21 protein-coding genes are annotated in these 20852 nt (G+C 54.5%); 14 read left to right on the top strand and 7 right to left on the bottom strand.

The features are described from left to right. The first annotated feature begins 212 nt into the window (after nucleotides 1-212). The 12 genes from gspG to Q669_RS13615 all read left to right on the top strand — a co-directional run bounded on the left by gspG (nucleotide 213) and on the right by Q669_RS13615 (nucleotide 12340). On the top strand, nucleotides 213-656 hold the full coding sequence (gene gspG, locus Q669_RS13670) for a type II secretion system major pseudopilin GspG (protein ID WP_022992697.1): 444 nt from the start codon (nucleotides 213-215) through the stop codon (nucleotides 654-656). Nucleotides 657-662: 6 nt separating this feature from the next. Further along, complete coding sequence (locus Q669_RS13665; RefSeq protein ID WP_036149758.1) at nucleotides 663-2300, top strand: GspE/PulE family protein; 1638 nt, start codon at nucleotides 663-665, stop codon at nucleotides 2298-2300. Then, nucleotides 2300-3487: a type II secretion system F family protein gene (locus tag Q669_RS13660; RefSeq protein WP_022992695.1), complete on the top strand. Its 1188-nt coding sequence runs from the start codon at nucleotides 2300-2302 to the stop codon at nucleotides 3485-3487. Before Q669_RS13665 ends, Q669_RS13660 begins: the two co-directional genes overlap by 1 nt. Continuing rightward, nucleotides 3484-3900 (top strand): Tfp pilus assembly protein FimT/FimU, encoded by a 417-nt coding sequence (locus tag Q669_RS13655; RefSeq protein WP_022992694.1) that lies wholly within the window; start codon nucleotides 3484-3486, stop codon nucleotides 3898-3900. The genes Q669_RS13660 and Q669_RS13655 overlap by 4 nt, the downstream gene beginning before the upstream one ends. Further along, nucleotides 3894-4301, top strand: a complete 408-nt coding sequence (locus Q669_RS13650; RefSeq protein ID WP_022992693.1) for a prepilin-type N-terminal cleavage/methylation domain-containing protein — start codon at nucleotides 3894-3896, stop codon at nucleotides 4299-4301. Before Q669_RS13655 ends, Q669_RS13650 begins: the two co-directional genes overlap by 7 nt. Continuing rightward, on the top strand, nucleotides 4298-4984 hold the full coding sequence (locus Q669_RS13645) for a type II secretion system protein J (RefSeq protein WP_022992692.1): 687 nt from the start codon (nucleotides 4298-4300) through the stop codon (nucleotides 4982-4984). Before Q669_RS13650 ends, Q669_RS13645 begins: the two co-directional genes overlap by 4 nt. Beyond that, nucleotides 4984-5910 (top strand): general secretion pathway protein GspK, encoded by a 927-nt coding sequence (locus Q669_RS13640; RefSeq protein WP_022992691.1) that lies wholly within the window; start codon nucleotides 4984-4986, stop codon nucleotides 5908-5910. Before Q669_RS13645 ends, Q669_RS13640 begins: the two co-directional genes overlap by 1 nt. 153 nt (nucleotides 5911-6063) lie before the next feature. Continuing rightward, on the top strand, nucleotides 6064-7140 hold the full coding sequence (locus Q669_RS13635; RefSeq protein ID WP_152525056.1) for a PilN domain-containing protein: 1077 nt from the start codon (nucleotides 6064-6066) through the stop codon (nucleotides 7138-7140). Next, entirely contained in the window at nucleotides 7124-7681 is a 558-nt protein-coding gene (locus tag Q669_RS13630) for a hypothetical protein (protein WP_022992689.1), read from the top strand. The genes Q669_RS13635 and Q669_RS13630 overlap by 17 nt, the downstream gene beginning before the upstream one ends. Beyond that, nucleotides 7674-8225 carry a hypothetical protein gene (locus tag Q669_RS13625; RefSeq protein ID WP_022992688.1) on the top strand — a complete coding sequence of 184 codons (552 nt, stop codon included), beginning with the start codon at nucleotides 7674-7676 and terminating at the stop codon, nucleotides 8223-8225. Before Q669_RS13630 ends, Q669_RS13625 begins: the two co-directional genes overlap by 8 nt. Before the next feature lie 8 nt (nucleotides 8226-8233). Then, on the top strand, nucleotides 8234-10435 hold the full coding sequence (locus Q669_RS13620; protein WP_152525055.1) for a secretin N-terminal domain-containing protein: 2202 nt from the start codon (nucleotides 8234-8236) through the stop codon (nucleotides 10433-10435). Nucleotides 10436-10762: 327 nt separating this feature from the next. Continuing rightward, entirely contained in the window at nucleotides 10763-12340 is a 1578-nt protein-coding gene (locus Q669_RS13615) for a hypothetical protein (RefSeq protein WP_022992686.1), read from the top strand. 298 nt (nucleotides 12341-12638) lie between these two features. On the opposite strand, the gene Q669_RS13610 is transcribed toward Q669_RS13615, so the two are convergent. Beyond that, a complete protein-coding gene (locus tag Q669_RS13610) occupies nucleotides 12639-13598 on the bottom strand; it encodes a transposase (RefSeq protein ID WP_022992685.1) in 960 nt (319 codons plus the stop codon). 73 nt (nucleotides 13599-13671) lie between these two features. After that, nucleotides 13672-14622, bottom strand: coding sequence for an IS1595-like element ISMrsp7 family transposase (locus Q669_RS13605; protein ID WP_022992684.1), 951 nt, complete (start codon nucleotides 14620-14622; stop codon nucleotides 13672-13674). Between the two features lie 307 nt (nucleotides 14623-14929). Between Q669_RS13605 and Q669_RS13600 the strand changes: the two genes are divergently transcribed. Further along, the gene (locus tag Q669_RS13600) at nucleotides 14930-15403 is read left to right on the top strand and encodes a hypothetical protein (protein WP_022992683.1); all 474 of its coding nucleotides are present in this window, start codon (nucleotides 14930-14932) and stop codon (nucleotides 15401-15403) included. A gap of 96 nt (nucleotides 15404-15499) precedes the next feature. On the opposite strand, the gene Q669_RS13595 is transcribed toward Q669_RS13600, so the two are convergent. The 5 genes from Q669_RS13595 to Q669_RS13575 all read right to left on the bottom strand — a co-directional run bounded on the left by Q669_RS13595 (nucleotide 15500) and on the right by Q669_RS13575 (nucleotide 20184). After that, nucleotides 15500-15799, bottom strand: coding sequence for a type II toxin-antitoxin system RelE/ParE family toxin (locus tag Q669_RS13595; RefSeq protein ID WP_022992682.1), 300 nt, complete (start codon nucleotides 15797-15799; stop codon nucleotides 15500-15502). Next, nucleotides 15800-16069, bottom strand: coding sequence for a type II toxin-antitoxin system Phd/YefM family antitoxin (locus tag Q669_RS13590; protein ID WP_022992681.1), 270 nt, complete (start codon nucleotides 16067-16069; stop codon nucleotides 15800-15802). Nucleotides 16070-16258: 189 nt separating this feature from the next. Beyond that, a complete protein-coding gene (locus tag Q669_RS13585; protein WP_022992680.1) occupies nucleotides 16259-17818 on the bottom strand; it encodes a hypothetical protein in 1560 nt (519 codons plus the stop codon). Next, nucleotides 17793-18305, bottom strand: coding sequence for a hypothetical protein (locus Q669_RS19115; RefSeq protein WP_152525054.1), 513 nt, complete (start codon nucleotides 18303-18305; stop codon nucleotides 17793-17795). The genes Q669_RS13585 and Q669_RS19115 overlap by 26 nt, the downstream gene beginning before the upstream one ends. Nucleotides 18306-18717: 412 nt before the next feature. Beyond that, entirely contained in the window at nucleotides 18718-20184 is a 1467-nt protein-coding gene (locus tag Q669_RS13575) for a hypothetical protein (protein ID WP_022992678.1), read from the bottom strand. 474 nt (nucleotides 20185-20658) lie between these two features. Here Q669_RS13575 and Q669_RS19905 point away from each other — a divergent pair. Then, on the top strand, nucleotides 20659-20852 hold a 194-nt coding region (locus tag Q669_RS19905), incomplete at its 3' end, for a hypothetical protein (RefSeq protein WP_036149753.1).

Genomic DNA, 20852 nt, shown 5'->3' with positions numbered 1-20852 from the left:
AGGCATTCCTACCGCAACTAGGGCCGCGCCCCGCCTCACTTGACGCAGATTAGCGTTCGCGGCCTTGATTCAGCGGCCGAGAAAGTAAACGCATTAAGAACTGCGCTGTCAAAAAGCTCGGCAAGTCTTAATACTAGACAGTGAACTCCACCAGCCTGTCTCTGGTATAATCCCTCAAATCAGTATACATCTGCATGTGGAGTAGTAATTTGATGCGTGACCGTTCTGAGCCCCGCACACCCTTAAGCCATGGCTCTGGTATCCCCAAAAATTCCGGCTTTACGCTCATTGAGCTGTTGATTGTTATGGTCATTCTGGGGTTGCTGGCGTCCCTGGTGGCGCCGCAGCTGTTTGAGAAGGTGGGCTCTTCGAAGGTTCAGGTCGCCCAGACCCAGATCGATATGCTCTCGACAGCGGTCGATTCCTACATGCTTGATGTAGGCCGCCCCCCTGAAAAACTGGGCGCGCTGATTGAATCAGACGTTCCCGGCTGGAACGGCCCCTATCTGCGTGATGATCTTCCGGAAGACCCTTGGGGCAATGAATTCATCCTGAAAACCGAAAATGTTCGCGGGCTCTACGAGATAATGTCTCTCGGAGCCGACGGCCAGGAAGGTGGCGAGGATGAAAACGCTGACATTATCGGTCGCGGCTGACGCTTTATGAGTATTGTTCAATGGATGAGTTCCAACCTGGGGCTCAGCGATTCCGAGATTGCCCAGGTGCGAACGGCTGTCTCAGCAGATCTGAGTGGTGCTGACGAAGTGCTCAGCCGGCTGGGTTTGCTGAGTGAAGATAACGCAGAACGTCTTTATCGTGACTATTTCCAGATTCCGGTGGCTTCAGACGAATTCCTCCAGCAGGCGGACCCCGAGGCTCTGCCAGCTCATCTCAACCTCGAGTATCTGAGCCTTCGCAACTGGTATCCCGTGACCCAAGAAGGCGATGTGACAGTGTTTGTCAGTCCCTCACCACTCAATCGGGAAGTCAGCCAGTACCTTAAAGTTTCCGGAATATCTTACCGCTGCCTGTTCCTGGCCGAAGCCAGGTTCCGTCGTTTTTTGGCAAGCCGCCAACGCCAACGGCTTTCCCCGGGCGATATGGATCAGGACCCGGATAAGGCGCTGGCACTTGCCGAGGAAGCGCCCACGGTCAACCTTGTAAACGCTCTGATTGGTCGCAGCGTACGGATGGGGGCATCGGATCTGCATATTGAGCCTTATCAGAACGGTTATCGGGCGCGTGTGCGTGTGGACGGCATTATGTCCGATCTTGATGTGCTTCCGCCCCACCTTCAACTAGCAGCTATATCACGGATTAAAATCCTGGCAGGTATGGATATCTCCGAGCGCCGCCGCCCGCAGGATGGCAAGATCGAAATGGAACTGCCAGGGCTGTCGCTCGACATACGTGTATCGGTTTTGCCTCTTGGCGATGGTGAGAGCGTTGTTATGCGTTTCCTTTTCAACGACACGGTATCCCATGAGCTCGACCACATCGGCCTGTCTCCGGATGTCCAGAAAGCGTTGACCCGGGATTTACAGCGTACAACCGGTGTCATCCTGATGACCGGGCCAACCGGCAGTGGTAAAACCACTACCCTTTATGCCCTGCTGAATCGTTTGAACACTCAGGAGCGGAAAATCATAACCCTGGAAGATCCTATCGAATACACCATTGAAGGGATAAACCAGATGCAAGTGCGCCCGGAAATCGGTTTCGATTTCGCCGCAGGCCTCAGAAGTGTTGTGCGACAAGACCCCGATATCATCATGGTGGGTGAAATCAGGGACGTAGAAACCGCGCGAATTGCGCTTCAGTCTGCGATCACCGGGCATCTGGTGTTCAGTACAGTGCACACCAACGACGCACCGAGTGCCTACACCCGCCTCAGAGAGTTGGGTGTTGAAGAGCATCTGATCAATTCCGGCCTGGTGTCCATTGTCGCCCAACGACTGGTTCGGGGGTTGTGTCCCGAGTGCAAAGTACCTTCTGAGGACGTTCCCGAAATCCTCGAGGAAGCTGTGGATCTGCGGAAGGGTATGGGCACGCCTGCGACACTTTATGTGTCTGCCGGCTGCGATCATTGCAATCACACAGGTTATCGGGGCCGTCTCCCGATTACCGAATATATGCCATGTGATGAAGACATACTGATGATCGAAAAAGATGCGCGATTTGTTCATCGGGCAGCCCAGAGGCTACGGGAACGGGGGTTCAGAAATCTTTATCAGGATGGTATCGAGCGGGTCCTGAATGGTGAGACAACCCTCGCTGAAGTGATACGGGTTGCCGGCTGATGGCTTACCAGTTTGTTGCAGTCAATGAAGCTGGAAAGAAAATCCGGGGCCGGCTGAATGGCACCGAAGCAGAGGTGGTTCGCGACATTCGTGGGCGCGGCTGGACGCTCGTCTCTATTGAGCCCGACACGTCTAATTCTAGCAGGAGTGCTGGTCGCCTCACTGAAGCAGATCTTGAAACGGTGTTCTCCCGGTTATCCTACCTTGCCGAGAGTGGCGTAAAAGTTGATCGGGCATTTGCGCTGCTGTCCCGGGGCAATTTGCCCGAACACCTGAAGTCATTCCTGGATGATATTGGTTACCGGCTCAACCAGGGCGAGACCCTGTATCAGTCGTTACAGCAATACCGTGATCAGATTGACGACATTTATCTGGCCAGTATACGCCTGGGGGAAGAGATTGGCAGTCTCGGCACTACCTTTGGGTTTATCGCCAGCAGCCTGCAAAGCCGTATCCGGTTACGCAAAGACATTCAGAAGGCAACTATATACCCCGCCGCCATCGTTGTATTTTCGCTCCTGTCCCTGTTCTTTATCTTTAACTTCATCGTCCCCAGAATAACCGGCATCTTTCAGGGTGTTGAGGAAATTCCCTGGTACACCGCCATGCTGATGGCGGCTAGCGAGTTCTCAATCGATTACCAGTTTCATTTGCTGGGTTTGGTGCTGGGTGGTGCCGTATTGGTTGGCTGGGGAATGAATCAGCCTGCATACCGGGAAGCGGCGTATCAGGCCATGTTCAGAATTCCCGGCATTCGGGGCTTTTTACAGCAAAGCGAGCAAATCCGGTTTTGTGGAGCCATGAGCCTTGCGCTGGGGTCAGGCTTGTTGATGTACGATGCCCTGAATATTGCCTCGGAAACCGTTAAAAACCCCGTTTCGCGGAATTCTCTGCGCAATGCCGCCCGAGAGATAAGTGAAGGCAAAGGGGCCGCAGAAGCCCTCAGTAACGCTCACTTTCTGACCGAATTCCACGCCTCGCTTCTGGAAGTAAGCCAGGACCGTGATGCCCTGCGGGCTGCCTTTGCAGACATAGCCGCCAGGCTGGAGGAAGAGCTGAATGGCAATGTCTCCAGAATGCTGATCCTGATGGAGCCCGCCTTGATTGGCATCATGGGGGTGGTTATCGGTGGCATTGTACTGATCATGATGCTGAGCATCCTCTCGATCCAGAACATCGGGTTATGATCAGGCGGTTCTCTGGCGCAGAAAGGGGTTTTACCCTGATCGAACTGCTGGTCACACTGATGCTGATGACAGTAACAGTGACTCTCGTAGCTCCGGGGTTGTTTAACACTCTCGCGGGCATAGAACAGAAACAGGTGGTCAAAGAGGTCGCCCAGGACCTGTCCTGGTTGCGCAATCAGGCCTTTCTTCATGAGCACAGGCTTGACGTGTCTCTGGAAGAAAACCGCATCATCGCCCACCGAGTGCGTGCTGGAGGCGAGCGGTTTGCCGAGCCTTATTTTGACAAGCGTTATCCTCTGGTGCTTTTCCCCCAACAAAGCTTTGCCGTGAGTGCCAATGGCGTAGCCAACGCCGGGCGGGTGGATCTGGAACTGGCAGGCGAACAGCGAACGATAGAGGTGGATTCGTGGTAACCCGGGTGCACCGCGGTTTTACGCTGATTGAGGTGCTGATCGCACTCAGCGTTGTGTTTCTTGTTGGCGTTGCCCTGTTTCAGGGCTACCGCACCGCAATGGACGCGTCTGCCCGAGCTGCCGCGTCAGTAACGTATCTTTCCGGTGTTCAGCAGGCGGAGGGGCGTATCCGCAGCGCGCTCCGTTCGGGAGTCACGAACGGCAGCTGGCAAAGCGGCGAAGAGCGCTATTCCTGGCAGGCCGAACTGCTGGATAACCCTGAAACCGTGCGTGGATTTGATGTCGAGAGCATGCGGGTCGAGACATCTGGCCGCAAGGTGCGCCTGTATGCGGTCACCCTGAATCGAGAGGGCGGCAGGTCCAAACAAACCCGAATGCTGGTTCCGGAGCCGTTACCATGAATCGCCCGCGGCCCAGACAGCAGGGTTTTACGCTCATCGAGCTTCTGGTGGCACTGACCATCAGTGGCATGCTGCTTGCGCTGGTATCTCAGGCGTTCTACCTCATAACCCGCCAGTGGGAAACCCGGTTCAGCGCCCAGGAGGCTGCTCTGGATCTTGCTGCGAGAGAATTCCTCGTTAACCGCGCGCTCGAGGGCACCGTGCCTTTCATCGCGCCTGAATCTGCAGCAAATCGGCAAAGCATACCCTTGGTAAACGGGCTTGAGCGCTCTTTTGAGTGGGTAACGGCTTCGCCCGTGTGGCATCAGCCTCCTGCCTTGGCGGTGCTGGCGGTTGCCGAACAGGAGGGCGGGGATGGCGCCCGCTGGGTATACCGGGAACGCCCGATCGGCTCGGCGTTTGGCATGGGCAGAACCGAGGGTTCCCAGGCGACAGAAGGCCAAAGCCTCATTCTATGGCCGGATAATGGCGAGCGCTTTCAGTATTTTGGCTACCCTTCTCTGAACGCACGCCTGGGCGGCACCGGATCAGCGCTGGGTCGGGCTGAATGGTCAGAGCGGTACACCGGCAGGGAAACAGGCCAGATTCCCATGGCCGTGCGGCTGTCGAATGAAGATGGGGGTGTGTTGAGTGTGGATATTCCCACCAACAGCCTTGGCTATCTTCAGGGGAGCGAATTCTGATGTCCCTGAATAGAGCACCCGCCCGAGCCCCGGGACAGTCCGGCATCGTATTGATCAGCTGCCTCCTCACACTCATGGTGATTGCTGTGATCACCTCGGTTTACATGATGCAGGCCAGGGGTCAGGTTGCCGAGGCACGGGGGTTGCAGGAGAAGATCCGACAGTGCACGGCCGCCCGAGAGCATTTCGATCTGGTGGTCTACCAGCTGCTGACCCGTCGCAGGGAAGTGCTCTCGGGAACCTCGGCCTCCCAGGTGAGTGGCAACGACAACGATACCGGCTTCTGGAACTATTACGCCGAGCCCTTTGATTACCAGGGCAGCGAAGTGCGGTTGCAGGATCTTGCCGGTGTTCTGTCGGTACAGGATTTGCTCTTCGGAACCGGCCAGCAGATCATGCAGGGCCTGGGAGTACCCGAAGACCAGATGCGTATCTTTCGGGCCAGCTTCCGGGATTGGCAGGATAGAGACGATCTGTATCGGCTCGATGGCGCCGAACGGGACTGGTATGAGCAGAGAAACCGGCCCATTCCTCGCAACGGAAATATTGGGTCCGCCAACGAATTGCGCCTCATTCGGGGGTTTCCCGAACAGCTGAACAGCTTTATCGAACAGGGCTGGCTTGCGCTGCAGCCCCAGGGCTTCTTCAATCCGCTTACCGCTCCCGAGCCCGTCCTCTCAGCGTTCCTGAACAACAGCGCACTGGCAGCCGAGCTGGTATCGGCCCGGAAAGAGCGGCCCCTCTCAGCGGTGGAGTTCCGGAACCGAACCGGCATCACAGAGTCGGAGTCGCTGCTGATGGCGCCCTCGCTTTCTCTGAAGGTCCAGGTGACAGCGCGCAGCAACCAGGCGAGCTGCCGTCGCACATTCATTGTCAATCTTCGTGGAGATTCCAGCTCACCGTATACGCTTGAGGCCAGCTATTGATTGGTTCACCCCTGATTGCACAGCTTCTTGAATGTGGGTATCTTGCACACCCGTGTTCCGGTACCATGCGTTTTTTCCGTAAAGCGCCAGCAGAGAATGATCACGCTTCCCGCAACCTATCTTGACAAAAACGGGCCAAAGCCCCTTAACGTAATGAGTATTGGTCGGCTTCAGTCGTTGCTGAAGCCGCTGGGAACCCGTGTGGTTGTGCTCGGAAGAACGGCCACCTACTTTGTTGAAGAAGACGTCGCTCTGCATCAGGCCCGGGATATTCGGGCGTATCTCCGCTCGAACGCCAGTGTGTTGTGTCCGTTTCCCAGCTGGCAGGCGCTGTTTATGGCCAGTGAGCGGAAAAACTCGAATTTGAAAGCGCAGCCCCGCACCCGGCTGGCCATCTGGTTTTACGATCCCGCCATGGTCGAGGCGCTGGTTGGCCAGAAAGCTGTCTTGGTAATACCGGAAGATCTGGCCATAGCCCGGCAAACCGAGGGGCGCGCCCTTTACCAGGTAGGCAATAGCGACCAACAGCGTTATTTGTTGTACGCCAACCGAGGGCAGCTGCTGAATACGGAATTCCTCGCGGCGGGCGAGGGTGGGGATACCCAGGCCGATATTCGTGAATTGGCCGGAGTAGCACCTCAGGCATTGGCAGGAAACGACCGGGAACAGGCCATTCAGCGCGGTCTGAGGGCTTTGGGCGTCAAAGACCTGGCAGGTCTTCTGAAATTCCCCGCTCGGGGCTCAGCGCTGAGCCCCGCCGCTGTCCGGCCACTGCTGATGACCGTTGCGGTGCTGGCAGTTGTCTGGCTTGCCGGCTCCAGCGCTGTGATTCGCTACCAGAACGACCAGATGCAGCAGGCGATGGATGGGCTCTCTGGCGACCTGAAAACCGTGCTCGCGGCCAACCGGACCGAGCAAAAGTTGCGCGAACGGCTCGAGTTCCTGTTGCCTCTTGTGAACGAATACCCTCATGCAAGCAACGTGTTCCACGCCCTCAGCACGCTGGGTATGGAAAATATCACCGTCAACAGGATTGGCCTCACTGGCGAACAGCTGCAGATTACCGGCGAGGCCAACAGCGCCTCAGCTCTGCTGGCGGAAGTGTCTTCCATGCCCTGGGTAAGCGATGCCCGCTTCAGTTCGCCGGTTTCGCGGCGCAACGGCGTTGATCGCTTTACACTGGTGGTCGATATAAAAAGGGAGGCGCTGATTGATGACGTCTCAGCGTAAAAGCCTGTTGCTGGGCCTTGTTGTGGTCCTTGTTGTGCTCAGGTTTGTAGTGGTTCCGGTTTACCAGTGGCAGCAGGAAGCCATTGCCAGTAATGAGCGCCTGGCCTCCAACCTGGAAAAATCCCGGCGACTCCTTAAAGACCAGGGCGCGCAGGAAAGGATCGAGCGGCTTCGGGAGCGGGTGCAGAGCCTGGAGGCGAAATTGCCCTCCGGTATCACCGATCTGGATCTTCAGGTGCGGGTAAATACCATGCTTGAAAACAGCCTTGAACAGGCCGGCCTCAGGGAAATCAGCCGGGCGTGGTCCTTTGGCGACCAGACTCCGAGGCTGGCAGAGCTGCGGCTTGCCGTTCGCGGCCATTTTTATGATGTGGTGCAGTGGCTGCATAAAATGGAAACTGGCGAGCAGCCGCTGCGGGTAGCCGAGCTTCAGATTAATCAGACCGGCGGCTCAAGAAGTGGCGAGGTGAATGCCATCCTGGTATTGCGCCAGTGGGTGTTGCCACAGCCCTCAACCGGGGAGGCCAGCACCGATGGCTAGGTTTCGGTATTCTCCCGGCCCGCGGATCTTGGGGCTGCTGATTATTGGTTTGCTGCTGATCATCGCAGACGTAGTCCTGCGCGTGTGGGTGCCGCCGGCTCAAGCTCCTGAGGCCGGCGAACAGACAGAAAAAGCCCTTAGCCAGGCGCCCATGCCGGAAGCGCGCCTGGCGCCACCATTTGATCCGTTCTACGAAGATGTCGCAACGCTTGCCGGGCAGGAGTCCGGCGAGCCAGATGCTTCTGAAGACAACCAGGAAACCGGAAAGGTCACATTTGATTACCGGGTGCTGGCGGTATCCGAAGCTGAAAACGGGCGCTTGCGTGCCGTGATAAGAATGACCCGAAGTGAAGGGAAGAGCACAAAGCCGAAGCAGAATATTGAGACCCTGGTTGAGGGAGACGCCATTGGCGATGCCCGGATTACAGGCATTTCCGAGCGCGAAGTGCGCCTGCAATCGGAAAGTCTCGGCGCGCTTACCCTGACCCTGTTTTTACCATCCCGTACAGTGCCGGAAAACGGCACCGAATCGGCAGAATTGTGAGCCTGGAAATGCAGCAAAACGATCACTCTAAAACTCGCAAATCCACCAGGGTTCTGTTGGTAGGGTTGCTTGCAACCACCCTGCTGGCTGGTTGTGCCAGTACGGCAACCAAAAACCTGCAGGTACCCCCCTCCGCGCTGAGTGGCACCGGGAGCAGTACCGGCCCTTTGCAGACCAAAGACGAAGCTGGCGAGGAGCAGGCGCCACAACAGCAACCTGGCGAGAAGCCAGCGGAAAAACCCCTGTTCAGCCAGATCGACGCCATGACCACCGCCGAGATGCAGGCGCCTTCGAATCAGAACGCCGACCTCGCCGCCTTTTCGCCTAATGAACAGGTGCAGCTCCGCTCAGACCAGCTGCCCCTCGAGGACTTTTTGCACGAGGTGTTTGGTGAGTTGTTGGGTGTAAGTTATACCATTGACCAGGCCCTTGAACGTCGCCTCAGCGAGTCGGTCACCCTTAACCTCCAGCGGCCGGTCTCCAAGCGCGAACTGTTCCGCCTCACAGGCCGTTTGCTCGCCTCCAAGCAGATCGACGTGATCGGCCGCGACGGTGTGTATTTTATAACGCCGTTGCAGGACAGAGGTGGCCGTGACCTTCGCATCGGCATCGGCAGCCGCCCTGCAGACGTGCCGGAATCCGACAGCGATGTTCTGCAGATTGTGCCAGTAAAATACGGCACTCCGGGGGGGTTTCAGGTGGTCCTCAAGCAGTTGTTCGCCGTGAACATCAATGTACAGGAAGAAAAGCAGTTCATGTTCATACAGGGTGCGTCACCGAACGTGCGCCGGGCTCTGGAAATGCTGCGCCTGCTGGATGCTCCTGCCAGTCGTGCCCGTGAAGTGGGCATGATCGACCTTGTGTATCTCCAGCCAGACGAATTCATGGCAGATTTGGAGCAATTGCTGGATGCCGAGGGTATAAGCCTGGGTAGAGGCAGCAATAAGGGGCCTTTGGCCATTGTGCCGCTCACCCGCCGCCAGGCTGTAGTTGTGTTTTCCTCAGACAGAGATCTGCTCCAGCGGGTCTATCACTGGGCCCGGCAGCTGGATGTGCCCGGCGAGACCACAGAGAAAGAATACTTTGTGTACAAGCCCCAGAACGCCCGCGCAGTAGACATGGGCGAGAGCCTGGAGCGCCTGATCAGCCTGTCCGAGGGCGCAAGCTCAGGACGTTTCAGTTCGTCGGGTGGTGGTACAGCCACCAATAACGCCACCAGTGGCGGAGCCGCCAGCGAAACCGGTGGCAGCTCGGGTTCTTCTGAGGGAAGATCCGGTGGCAGCGTGCGGGGGGAAAACCTTTCCATGGTGATTGATGAGCGCCAGAATCAGTTGATGTTCTATGCCACACCTGCGGAATACGAAAAGGTCCGCCCGCTACTGCTTCGGCTGGACCAGGCGCCGCCCCAGGTGGCCCTTGAGGTAATTGTGGCAGAGGTAACGCTTACCGATGAGCTGCAGTTTGGTCTGGAATGGTTCCTGGAAAAAAACAACTACTCCCTTGGAACACTCGGCTCCCTTGGTATTGGTGGCAGTGGTCTTAACATAACGGCCATTGATGCCGATGTAGGCCTCGATGTAATCGCCAACCTCTCGAAAACTGAAAACCTGGTGAACGTGTTGTCCCGCCCCAGAATTGTGGTATCTGATGGCTCCTCGGCTACCGTCAACGTCGGTACCGATGTGCCCATCCTGACTTCTACCGCGAGTGATGTAGAGGGTGGAGAGCTCGGCAGCACCATTGTGCAAACGGTGCAGTACCGCAGCACCGGTGTGGTACTCAACGTTACGCCAACGGTAAACGGGCAGGGCGTCGTGGCCATGGAGCTGAGCCAGGAGATCAGTAACACCTCGGGCGATGCCATACCGGGCATTAATTCCCCGGTGATTTCGCAGCGGAGCTTTCAGACCAACCTGATGGTCGGCAATGGCCAGACGGCCGTGGTGGGCGGTTTGATCAGCGACAGCAACACTCAGGGCGAAACAGCCGTGCCCTGGCTTTCTGACATCCCTTGGCTTGGCAGGCTGTTTCGTTCCGAGACCCGTGGGCGGGACAAAACTGAAATCGTGGTGATGATTACGCCCAGAATTATCAACGGCGCTTCGGACCTGCAGGGGCTGACCGACAGGCTGATGGATGGCATGGAAGGGCTGACGTTAAGTGGCCCTGCGGATGAAAAAGTGCTTTTTGATCAAAAAGCAACCGATTGATTTTCCGAAAAATCCACCTCTGTCAAAAAACGGTAGTGTGGATGCGCCATATTTATGTCAGGAGTGTTAACACTCCGAAAGAGTGTGGTAAGCTTCAAGAGACATACGACAAAGGCAGCCGCAGTAAGTTCCCGGTAAGGGCTTTGGTAAGTTTTTGTCACTAAGAGGTTAAAGGTTGCCTGATAGTCTTGACGCACGGCAGGCAATCAACTAGTTTCTCGAAAGTTCTGAAAAACCAGAACATTGAGGAAAGAAAGCCAGTGCCTTAGCTAAGCGCTGGCTGAAGCACTTCAAAAAGTGTGGTTAACCATAAATGGAGAAAGCTTAATGAAAGTATTTAAGAAAAGTGCTCTTGTGCTGGCTATGACTGCATCTGCAGGTATGGCTCACGCAGCGGGCGTGATTGATGTTGCTGCCAATCCAGCAATTGACGTGGGCCCGGCGCCTGGAAACGCTGTTGGTGTAGATCAGTCCTTCCAAGACGCTGTTTCTAATGGCGTCGATGGTTCAGGTCCGGTATTTCTGGATAAGCTCCTGACCGCTAACAAGGTTGCGATTGATCTGGCAGATTCAACAGCAGGCGCTGGAAACGTGGATGTGGTTCGTGAAATTGTTTACTCTCCGAACACCACCATTTCCGAAGGTTCTACGGTAACGTTCGAAGTTAGCAATGCTGTAATTGATAGTTCTACCAATTTGCAGCTGAACGATGCTAGCGGCGCCAAGGTCGCTACTCTCACAGACTTCACTTTAGCCAACGAGCTTGATACTGCTTCTGGTTACAAGGTGATGCGTTTTGTGGTCGATCCTGCAGCAGAACTTGCCGCGGGTAGCCCTTACGTTATGAGTAATGGCACAAGCCAAGTTACCGTTATTACCAACCCGGGGCTGTCTGTTGGTGACACGGTCACTTTGGCGGCGACATCTGCTCAGGATTCTAGTGGTATTCCTATCGCACAGGGTACTGCTCCGGCCGAGGCGATCGTGGAAGTCGTTAACGGTACCGTTGTAGATTTGGATGCGGTGACTTCAACCATTAATGTTGAGTCTGATCCCTCTCGTACCGAGTTCGTTGCGCGTGGAACCAGTAGTGTAGCGCCGTACACAGATGTTAAGAAGTCTGTAGCGGAAGTTGACATCAGCATTGGTGCAGAAGTGACTCTGGACCTGACAGGTCGTACCTTTACCCTCGACCTCACTCGTGATACTGGATTTGATGGCGTAGATGCTATCACGCTTGACGTGGGTGATGACGGTGTTACTACCGCTAACGTACCTTTTGCGTTGAACACCGCCAAAACGGCTTGGGTTGCAACTGGACCGGCTACGGCGCTGACTAACGATCACTCGATCGCGATTGATGTTAATGGCACCGCCCCGTTTGACGTTCTCCAGACGGGTAACTGGGTTGCAAACTTGAAGGTTGATGCAGACACTGCTAACAATCTGCCCGCCATTGACGTGATCTCTGATGCAGAGACTCACCTTTGGGATATTAACGGTGCTCAGTTCAAGATTCCGTATCATGCACAAAATGCCTCTGGCTTCGTTTTCTTCTTCAAAGCTGTCAACGAAACCACTAATGATGCGGCAATTGCAGCTGATGTGATTGTTGAGAACACCACTCAAGGCACTCGCGAGACTGTCTCTGGTGTGGATCTGGGAATTGCTAAAGCCCAAGGCAACATTACCGTTGGCCAGGACGCTATCAAGACTGCGATCAAAGCAGCAGGTGGCGACATGAATGATGAAGACATCTATCACGTTCATATGCAGTTGACTGTAAATGCACCGCAAAACGAAATCCAGGTGGCTGCCTTCCAGAAGGACGCTGCTGGTCGTACCGTTGTGCCTGTTTACATCAACAGCAACAACGTCAACGATGGACGTAAGTGGCAGCAATAAGATTTAGGTTTAATATCTGAATCGAAAGAGCGGGCCTAGGCCCGCTCTTTTTTTGCTTTTGTCGGTTGGTTAATTGCGGCTAATGCTGCGATTGTTAATGGACACGCACTAATTTTCCCTCTTTTCTTTTTTCCTTGCTCTCTGCTTTCCACTTCGCATAACCCGGCGTTATGGCAAAAATCCCAAGTCTCATGCAGCAATGGATCTGCTTGAAGCGACGAGATGCAAATTCCAGGCAGGGGCTATCCCCGGGCTTAGGTCCGGTACGTAAGATGCGTCGTAGGTTGGGTGCTGTTTGCTAGGCGGCACGTCGGTATTCTTTGCGGTAGTCGGCGTAGGTGGCTTCAAACGCGATGGCTCGTTCACACCAGCGGTCGGGATCGAGGTTGAGGCGTTCTAGGATGGGCAGGGCACGTTCGTCAATCGCCCCGCGCTTGTCGTCCCGGCTGATTCGGCCAGTGCTGTCCACCAGTTCCAGGTAATCCTCAAAGCTGAACAGAATGCCGCGCTGATCACCGTTGCGAATTACCCCTTCAAACCCCAGCAGAGGCTTGAGGGGCAGGGTGAACTCGTTCAGCGTTTGCTGTTCGGTCTGGCTTTGAATGGCTTCTGCCAGATTGAACTGGGGTTCGATGCGTTCCTTGATGCTGGTGTAACTCGAACTTTCTGGGTTATCCGCAATAGCCGCCCGAATCGGGTTCAGGTCCACATAGGCCATGCAAGTGAGTACCGCTTCTTCGGTGTCCAGCGGGTAGGATTTGAACCGACTCTCCCAGAAGTGGCCGGTGCATTGGTCTTCCCGGTTGGCCTGGCGGGCGATGGGTTCGTTCAGGCATTTCATGAACCAGCTAAGATCCGCGAGTCTCTCCCGGTAGACTTTGGCGTATCGAGCCACCTGCCGACGCTCCGCATCGCATAGATCCTGCCCATCCAGATACCGCTGTACCATCGGCGCGCCCTTGTAAAGGCAGCACCAGCGTTCAAGAACATCATCATCACTCCACGGGTCAACGTCGTTGGGGCTGAGTTTCACCACCAGATGATAATGGTTTGCCATCACGGCATACGAAGCGATGTCCACTGCAAACACTGAGGCCAGCAGCCGTATGCGTTCTTCAATCCAGCCGCGCCTGTGTTCGTAGCTGCGTCCCGTCTTGTGATCTTCGCCGCAGAGAAAGGTGCGCCGCACACAACGGGAAATCACGTGGTAATAGGGGGTGTCCGAGACACTGATCTGTTCTGCTCTTGGCCGGGGCATGGGTGACTCCTTGTCGAATGCCTGTAAACAGAAATGATGGCATAGAGCTGTATGTATATGGCTGTGTTGGTTTTCACTGTTGGTACGCATTTATCGCAGCTCGAAGCCACGCCTCTTCAGACGGCTGTGCACTTTCAAACAGTCGCCGCCAGGCGAGATAACTCGGCAAATAAGCCGTCCCCACCCCATGAAAGCGCGCTATCCATCCCTTCAGTCGACTGATATAACTGTTGACGTTTTGGATGTGGTATTCCTTGCCGATCACCCTTTGGTTGTCGAGCGTGATCAGTCGATGATGCGCAATTCCCCGGTCTTTCGAGAAGGTCTTATACCAGCTGTGACCGTCTGAACATAAGATCGAGTCGAGATCGATAATTGGCGTCAGGAACTCATGAACCGTTGATTTGTTCAATGCTGGGTCTACCAGGTCGCTGATATGGCCGTTGCGATCTCTTGCAATAAGTACCGGAATTTTATCAGGTTTGTACTTTCGGTTACTTTGCCCGCCCCGCTTTCTGGGACTGCGATGCGTGAGTTTACGCTTACCCTTGCAGGACTCAGCAAAGAAGGTCTCATCCACTTCAATAATGCCGGAAAGGGCATTCGCGTTAGCGTCTGCGCTGGCGCGTAAAAACCGATGGCGCCACCGAAAAGCCGTCTTTAAATCAATGCCTACCCGAGCTGCCGATACCCGCAGGGTCAGACTGTCTCGCATGCATCGCAAGTAATCGAACCACTTATCACGGTGACGCAGCCTGGCCAGCGGTGTTCGTGAAACGGCATTAAAGGTTTTGCGACAGGCCGAATTCTGGCACCTGTAGCGCTGCAGGCCCGCGGAATGGCCCCACTTTACGAATTGTTCGCCGTTGCAATGAGGACAGAGGCGATGAGAGGTGGCCGTTTCGAGCAAGGCGTGAGCCTGAGCATTGATTTGGCCAAGGAGCTGATTGGCAAGATATTTCTTCAGGTCAACGGGGAGGCTGGCTAAGCTCTTTTCAAGGGCACTAATCTCGGCTCGCTTCATGAGACGCTCCACTGAAGGACTGTTTATACAGTAGTATATACAGTATCATCAGAGCGTACCAACAGTGAAAACCAACATAGCCATGTATATCCAGTCAATGCGGCTTGAGTATCCGCAATCATCCTATGGTCCCAGTCAGCCCAATGGGCCTATTTGACGTTATTTTTAATGGCTTTAACCGTTTGATACTGAAATCGATTTAACCTGCCATTACTCTCCATTCCGCTGGTATTGGTCCTGAATTTCGGAACCCTGCCTATTGCGTTCCACTTGAAACGAAACCTGAACCACTTAAAAAGGAATGTTGATGAAAAACGTCTGCGTATTGGCCGTTGTGCTTTTTGCTGTCTATGGGTGCAGTGCAATCCCCAGCGTGGAAAAGGGGTCACCTGATGGTCAGGTGTCTTTGTCTTTCGACCCAGTCGAGGATAAGGGCGTAATGTATCTTTATAGGGATCGCGAATCGCATTTCGGTCTGTTTATACTGGATATCTACATCGGCGATGATACCGTTGAAACCAGTCCTGCCTGCTTTGTCCGGATTGAGTTGGCATCCGGCACCTATTTTGTGGAAGCGGATCACCCGGATACCTTTGGCTTTGAGGATGAAATGACTTTTGAGGCGAAAGAAGAGCAGGTAGCTTTTTTCGAGTACAAACCTATCGCCCGCCCCGTAGTGCCTGGTGAGACCAAAATTATTCCAAGGTCAAGAGAGGAGGCAATCTCAAAGATAGAGTCTCAGGAGTTGTGTATCAGCCCGGTGGAGCGTTTGAGCCGGTAAGCCGAGTGAGGGTTGAGTGAGGGGTGAGGGACAGGGTGCCTTCGTCAATCGCTCCGCGCTTGTCTTCCCGGCTAATGCGGCCGGTGCGGGGCCTGGTTATGTTTCGTTTTCTGGTAATTCGAGCTGCCTCTCACTCCGCCAGACTCGTATGAGCACAACCTCTTTAGCCTGCCTGAGATAGGCAACTCGAAACGGCGCGTGAATCAATTCGCGAATATGATCCATGTTGAATTCAGGAACAACTCGGCCAGCATCAGGGTGGATTTGAAGCATTTCACAGTGCTCCAGGATAGCAGCCACGAAATCATCACCGATATGTGGCACATCCCGCTCTTTGTAATACTCCTGAATAGCCTGTAAGTCCTCAAGAGCGGACTGTGCGATGCATAATTCCATTTACTTGATACCCAACGTTTTCCTTGCGTCCTCCAACGATACGGTGTTGCCCTCGCGAACATCCATAAGCCCCTGCGCCACCGCCTTCACAAACCGCAATTCCTCTGCGGTTCTCTCATAATCCTCGAGCCCCTGAACAACAGCAATGCCGCGGCCACGGCTGGTGAGCAGGATGGGGCGATGCGTATCTTGCGCTCGACTAACCACCTTTCCGGGATTGATCTTCAGGTCTGATAGAGGAATGACATCCTCGGAAAATTTCACTTGCATAGTGATTACCTAGTCAACGATTTGGTGCTATCAATAGCACCAGTCAACAGGTGCGGTCAAGAAACATGACAGCGGGCTTAAATGCCTCTAATGGACAGGCACTGCTGTCCCAAGGGACGGGGACATCCACGGGTTCCCTTATAACGAAAAAGCCCCGCACGGGGCGGGGCTTTCAAGGTTTGTTGCTTCTCAATAGTCGGGATCAGTCCAACCTGGATGCGCGGTCAGCATGCCCCAGTCGTTCATCCGATTGAGTACATGATTGAGAGCCGTTTCGTTCAGATGCAACGTTTCGGCGTTACGCTTGAAGTAGGTTGGTACTTCAACGCTGTGCGGGGTGGCACGGCCTGCGCGAACGAAGCCTTCATGCTCGAACAGGAAGGCATAACCTTCACCACCAACTTCATCCAGGAAAGCATTGTAGTAAACGCCATCAGGTAGATCGAGGCGGATGTGCTCAAATGGCTCCTCAACCACAGTCCAGGTACCTACGCCATATACCAGCGTATCGGGCGTAGACACTTCAATGCGGCCTGACCCGTCGGCCTTATCGCCGAAGAGATACAGATGGTATTGCTGGCCGTTATGTTCGAATCCGATGCCCCCCGTGATCGAGATTTCGCCACCATTCATGGAAGCTTCTGTCGGGTAGGTGAGGCTGTCGAACGTAGTCGCTGGTGCGGCACTTCCGGAGATCATGTTACTGCCGTAAACAACGTTGCAGCTCTGAACCACGGTGATGTTTGCATGATAGCTGCAATGCGAGTCAGAGCCGAAGTTAGACTCCTCCAGGCCATGCCAGCTAGTCACGTACAGTGGTTCAACCAGGGTTTCGTTCAGCGCGTACGCGGCGGAACCGTCCGGGAAGATTGAATTGTTTGCCTCGCTGGTAAAGCTGGCAGGTGAAATGCTCGGGTAAAGGCTCGCGATGGTGTCCGCAGTGCTTAGCCCACTCAGATCTACCATGGCGTATTTGGACAGGATCGCTACTTCTGGGGTGTTTCGGCCTGTGATGCCCGCAATCGTACCGTTGGTTTCAGCGGATACGGTAATCTCAGACATGTAGGAATCGTTAACCTGTATCAGGTTCTGTCGACCTTCCTGGAAAACGAGAACCCGATTCAGATCCGGTTCGATCTGCTCGCCTGCAACAGAGCCAGCCTCGCCGTTCGAAGCTGCTTGTGCTTGGTAAAGAACAGGTGTGCCAGTTGTGCCAGAGGTTTCTAGCTGACGTTTCAGGCCCATGAAATAGTATCGATCTGGCAGAGTGTCGCTTTCTGCGAATTCGAGATAGGTTGCATTGGAGCCGACCACTTCCTGGGCACCAGAGGGTGTCTGGCGATAGAACGGATTGGCATCTTGCGCCTGTGCGATACGCTCACTCAGCAGATCAGAGCCGGTACCTGGATTTGGCTCGGTTGTTGGAGGCTCATTGTTGATCGGCGGCTCCACGGCATATTCGGGGCCCTCGAGGATGCTGTCCGGATCAAAGTTCGGGTCGGCGAGGGTTTCTTCTATGTCGTTAACAATCACAGAAACCAGAAGCTCCACCTGGCGTGACACCAGCGCCAGAAATTCAGCTTTGGTCAGGCCCGCCTCATCGAGGTCAGTCTGGCTGACGTTGCTCTCAATCTGGGCCACGACGCGGGCGGTCACCTGTGCAATCCGGTGCAGACGCTCTGCGTTTTGTTTTACAGAGTCATCGGCACTGTTCTTGGCGGCTTCAACGTAATCCTTGATGGGATTCAAAGGAAGTGTTCAGGCGCTGGGCAACAATTTCCTTGGCACGCTCCAGACTTACTGAAGTATTCTTCATTTCATTGGCAACCATAGTGGTTACCGGTGAAACAAACTGTGCGTCTTTCTCATCAATGATTGGGCTACGCAGTGTAAAGCCTTTGGGAATGGGCTGGTTCGTGTCTTCGTCGATGGTCAGGTTGGCGATCGCTTCAACCAGCAGTTCAGCTGTCAGCCCAGACTGGGGCACCTCAAGGGTAAAGACACCACCTTCGCCCGTGGTTGTGTTGGGCTCACCCGCGTCGCAACTTCCGTTCGTATTCAGGTCGGCACACACGTTAGCCTGAACCAGATAGCCATCCGCCGCTCGACCGGAAATGGTGACGTTGTCAGGCGTTTCCGTAACACCCCCGGAGGAGCCTGATCCGCCCCCGCCGCCGCATCCTGTTGCCAGGATTGCTGAGGCGATCATAACTCCCAACGTACTGCGTTTTTGCATAGCCTTTTCCTTTTTCGGTTTATATACGAGCACTTGTCACGGTTTAAATTCCGTCAGCTCGGCAATATAGAGCTTCTTGGGAATCTCTGTGAGTGTGTCGAGACACCTTTTGCAAAAGTTCAAAGTCTGGGAGTTTTTCGTTACAAAACTTAGTCGAGGGCCAGTGTTCAGACATGAACGCGGTAAAGAGAGTGCTTTTATCATCTCAGGCCGCCGCCATTGGCCCATCACGAGTGGGATATAGCCATTCGGGCTTACAAGGGAGAGAAACCGGTTCAGTGGGAGCTCGTGTACGATTTGGTGGTGCAGGAGTGGAATAGCGCTGGAGGGGCGTCGTGAACAGTGTCTGAGGCGTCGTCCCTTGCCAAAATTGGCGAAGAGACAACAACCTGGGGCCTAAATCATATAACGATCAAAAAACAGATTGGCCATTTATCTCGGCTGATAACAAAATTATATTGTCATGCGTTTCTACGGGGCTGGAATACTTAACCACCAAACCGGTGCCGATAGTCATCCAGAAGGTGTCAAAGTTTTTTAGGAACTTGCAGGTCTCTACTTCCTGGCCGTTAACCGTGATTGTTTCAAAGCCAAGAAAGGTTTCTGTGTACAAAACAGTCTGTGCGAAGCCATATTCCGCGGAAATCTCCTCTCGTGAAATTTCGCGAGTCTCACCAATGTTCAGGTTCCATCTTTCCTTGGATGGGGGGGCATAAAGCGCTGCATTGCTCAGGTTTTCATCGGCAGTGCCGTAGTAAGTGACCTCCCCGGCTGAAGCATTTACGTCGTAGAATCTATGGAAGGCTGAGGACGATTCAAAGTCCTCACTGTAGGTAAATCTTTGGTCAATACGTTGATACTCGACCGTTTGATCGTTGAATTCCACAGCACCTAAATTTGTATAGGTCCGCACTTCTGGGATATTAGATGCGGTATATAAGCGAGTCTCTTGAAAAGTCGTTCCCTCTTGGTAAAGCTCCGGATTGAAGCACTCCATTGCTGTCCGGCTATCTGCGCCAGGTTGTTCTGTACCTGGGCCGTCGGCCTGATCATCAAGTGGCGACTGAAGGTTGTACTTCGCAACAAGGCTTCCGGGGTCAAAGTCTGGTCCATTCGGGGCTTCAGCAACATCGCTCACAATGCTTGGAATCAGTCCATTGAGTTGGTCGGTGACCTGATCAAGGAACTCCGCTTTCGTTAAGCCGGCCTGATCGAGAACACTCTGGTTTGCGCCGTCTTCAAACTCCGCCATTACTAGCGCGAACACCTGAGCCATGCGATGCAGCTTTTGGGCTTCCCGTTGAACGCCTGGACTTGAGTCGTCCTTGGATGCCGCCACAAAGTCGCTGGTCAGGTCAAAAGTAACGCCTAACTGGCGCAGAATCTTGTTCTTGGCTTCAATAGCGGAGGTTGCTCCGGTCGCACGCATTTCATCAGCGAGCAGGGTAGACATTGGTGAGACGAATTGATTGTCGCCCCGGCCAAGAATCGGGCTGCGCAATGTGTAGCCTTTGGGAACGGGCTGCATGGTGTCTTCGTCAACGGTAAGGTTCGCTATAACCTCAACCACGAGTTCCGTATCTAGTTGATTCACAGGAATTTCGAGCGTGAACTGGCCACCTTCGCCAGTCGTGGTATTCGGCTCACCCGCATCGCACCGGGCGTTGGCGTTCAGATCGGCACAGACGTTGGCCTGTACCAGGTAACCATCTGCTGCTCGACCGCTGACGGTGGCGAAGTCAGCGGTGTCGGGAGTGCCACCGCCCGCATCTGCGCCGTCATTATTATTGGTGGTTCCACTGCCAGACCCGCCACCGCCGCAGCCAGCGGCAAGAATTGTGGAGGCGACTACGATCCCGAGCGTGTTGCGTTTGTTCATGTTTCTTCCCTTTTTCCATTAGGTTGTATCGATATTCAACAAACATGTCCCTTCCATCGACACTCTATGCAGGGGTTAAAAAAAATCAACCTCCTGCTTTTGATGAGTTGTGTGGATTTAAAACAGTGCTGGTTGTATCACGCTAAGCCTTGGGGCAGTTGGCTTTGAGCGAGATCCTGCCAGTGCGTTCGGTATCAAGGTTGGTGCGCAACACCAAGCGCCGTTGTGAGGCCCCGGTGGGACGCTTGGATAGCGCCTTACTTGAGTTTCAGGGGGCTTTGCTTCACTCGGCGCGCCGGCTTCTACTGCCGGGGTGTTTCTGTGTATCGATTTGTAATGTTTTGTGGTTTGTGGCGTGTGTCACGCACCGATTAACCAGCGCTGAAAAGGCGTGATGGTGTGCTTTACCTGCGAGCTTGTCTTGCTAATATCTGTCGCTTCTATAGGGATGAATTTACGGTACAGAGGGTGGCTATGGAGTCCGTAATCGATGAAGGAAAAGCCGAGGAGCAAGTGGCAGGCAGAGCCAGCCCCAGCAAAAAGTCAGGTACGCCAAGCGCTGACACAGTCGTGCTGTCGCTCAGTATTGGCGCTATTGCCCCGGTTGCTTTGTGGCTGTTTCACTCTGACTTGCAATCCGCTGGGATCACTAGGAGTCTGCGCGGCAG

This window comes from Marinobacter sp. C1S70 (genome assembly GCF_000475355.1).
In the GTDB taxonomy this organism is placed as follows: domain Bacteria; phylum Pseudomonadota; class Gammaproteobacteria; order Pseudomonadales; family Oleiphilaceae; genus Marinobacter; species Marinobacter nauticus.
Note: the sequence above shows the minus strand (reverse complement) of the source record. Positions and strands in the feature narration are given on the sequence as shown.

What these genes read in the sequence shown, in the direction of transcription:
- Q669_RS13590 (WP_022992681.1), bottom strand. Translation starts at nt 16,069, where the DNA reads ATGCAAGTGAAATTTTCCGAGGATGTCATTCCTCTATCAGACCTGAAG.
- gspG (WP_022992697.1), top strand. Translation starts at nt 213, where the DNA reads ATGCGTGACCGTTCTGAGCCCCGCACACCCTTAAGCCATGGCTCTGGT.
- Q669_RS13605 (WP_022992684.1), bottom strand. Translation starts at nt 14,622, where the DNA reads ATGAAGCGAGCCGAGATTAGTGCCCTTGAAAAGAGCTTAGCCAGCCTC.
- Q669_RS19115 (WP_152525054.1), bottom strand. Translation starts at nt 18,305, where the DNA reads ATGCAAAAACGCAGTACGTTGGGAGTTATGATCGCCTCAGCAATCCTG.
- Q669_RS13645 (WP_022992692.1), top strand. Translation starts at nt 4,298, where the DNA reads ATGAATCGCCCGCGGCCCAGACAGCAGGGTTTTACGCTCATCGAGCTT.
- Q669_RS13595 (WP_022992682.1), bottom strand. Translation starts at nt 15,799, where the DNA reads ATGGAATTATGCATCGCACAGTCCGCTCTTGAGGACTTACAGGCTATT.
- Q669_RS13660 (WP_022992695.1), top strand. Translation starts at nt 2,300, where the DNA reads ATGGCTTACCAGTTTGTTGCAGTCAATGAAGCTGGAAAGAAAATCCGG.
- Q669_RS13655 (WP_022992694.1), top strand. Translation starts at nt 3,484, where the DNA reads ATGATCAGGCGGTTCTCTGGCGCAGAAAGGGGTTTTACCCTGATCGAA.
- Q669_RS13635 (WP_152525056.1), top strand. Translation starts at nt 6,064, where the DNA reads ATGAGTATTGGTCGGCTTCAGTCGTTGCTGAAGCCGCTGGGAACCCGT.
- Q669_RS13640 (WP_022992691.1), top strand. Translation starts at nt 4,984, where the DNA reads ATGTCCCTGAATAGAGCACCCGCCCGAGCCCCGGGACAGTCCGGCATC.
- Q669_RS13575 (WP_022992678.1), bottom strand. Translation starts at nt 20,184, where the DNA reads ATGAACAAACGCAACACGCTCGGGATCGTAGTCGCCTCCACAATTCTT.
- Q669_RS13600 (WP_022992683.1), top strand. Translation starts at nt 14,930, where the DNA reads ATGAAAAACGTCTGCGTATTGGCCGTTGTGCTTTTTGCTGTCTATGGG.
- Q669_RS13615 (WP_022992686.1), top strand. Translation starts at nt 10,763, where the DNA reads ATGAAAGTATTTAAGAAAAGTGCTCTTGTGCTGGCTATGACTGCATCT.
- Q669_RS13665 (WP_036149758.1), top strand. Translation starts at nt 663, where the DNA reads ATGAGTATTGTTCAATGGATGAGTTCCAACCTGGGGCTCAGCGATTCC.
- Q669_RS13630 (WP_022992689.1), top strand. Translation starts at nt 7,124, where the DNA reads ATGACGTCTCAGCGTAAAAGCCTGTTGCTGGGCCTTGTTGTGGTCCTT.
- Q669_RS13610 (WP_022992685.1), bottom strand. Translation starts at nt 13,598, where the DNA reads ATGCCCCGGCCAAGAGCAGAACAGATCAGTGTCTCGGACACCCCCTAT.
- Q669_RS13625 (WP_022992688.1), top strand. Translation starts at nt 7,674, where the DNA reads ATGGCTAGGTTTCGGTATTCTCCCGGCCCGCGGATCTTGGGGCTGCTG.
- Q669_RS13620 (WP_152525055.1), top strand. Translation starts at nt 8,234, where the DNA reads ATGCAGCAAAACGATCACTCTAAAACTCGCAAATCCACCAGGGTTCTG.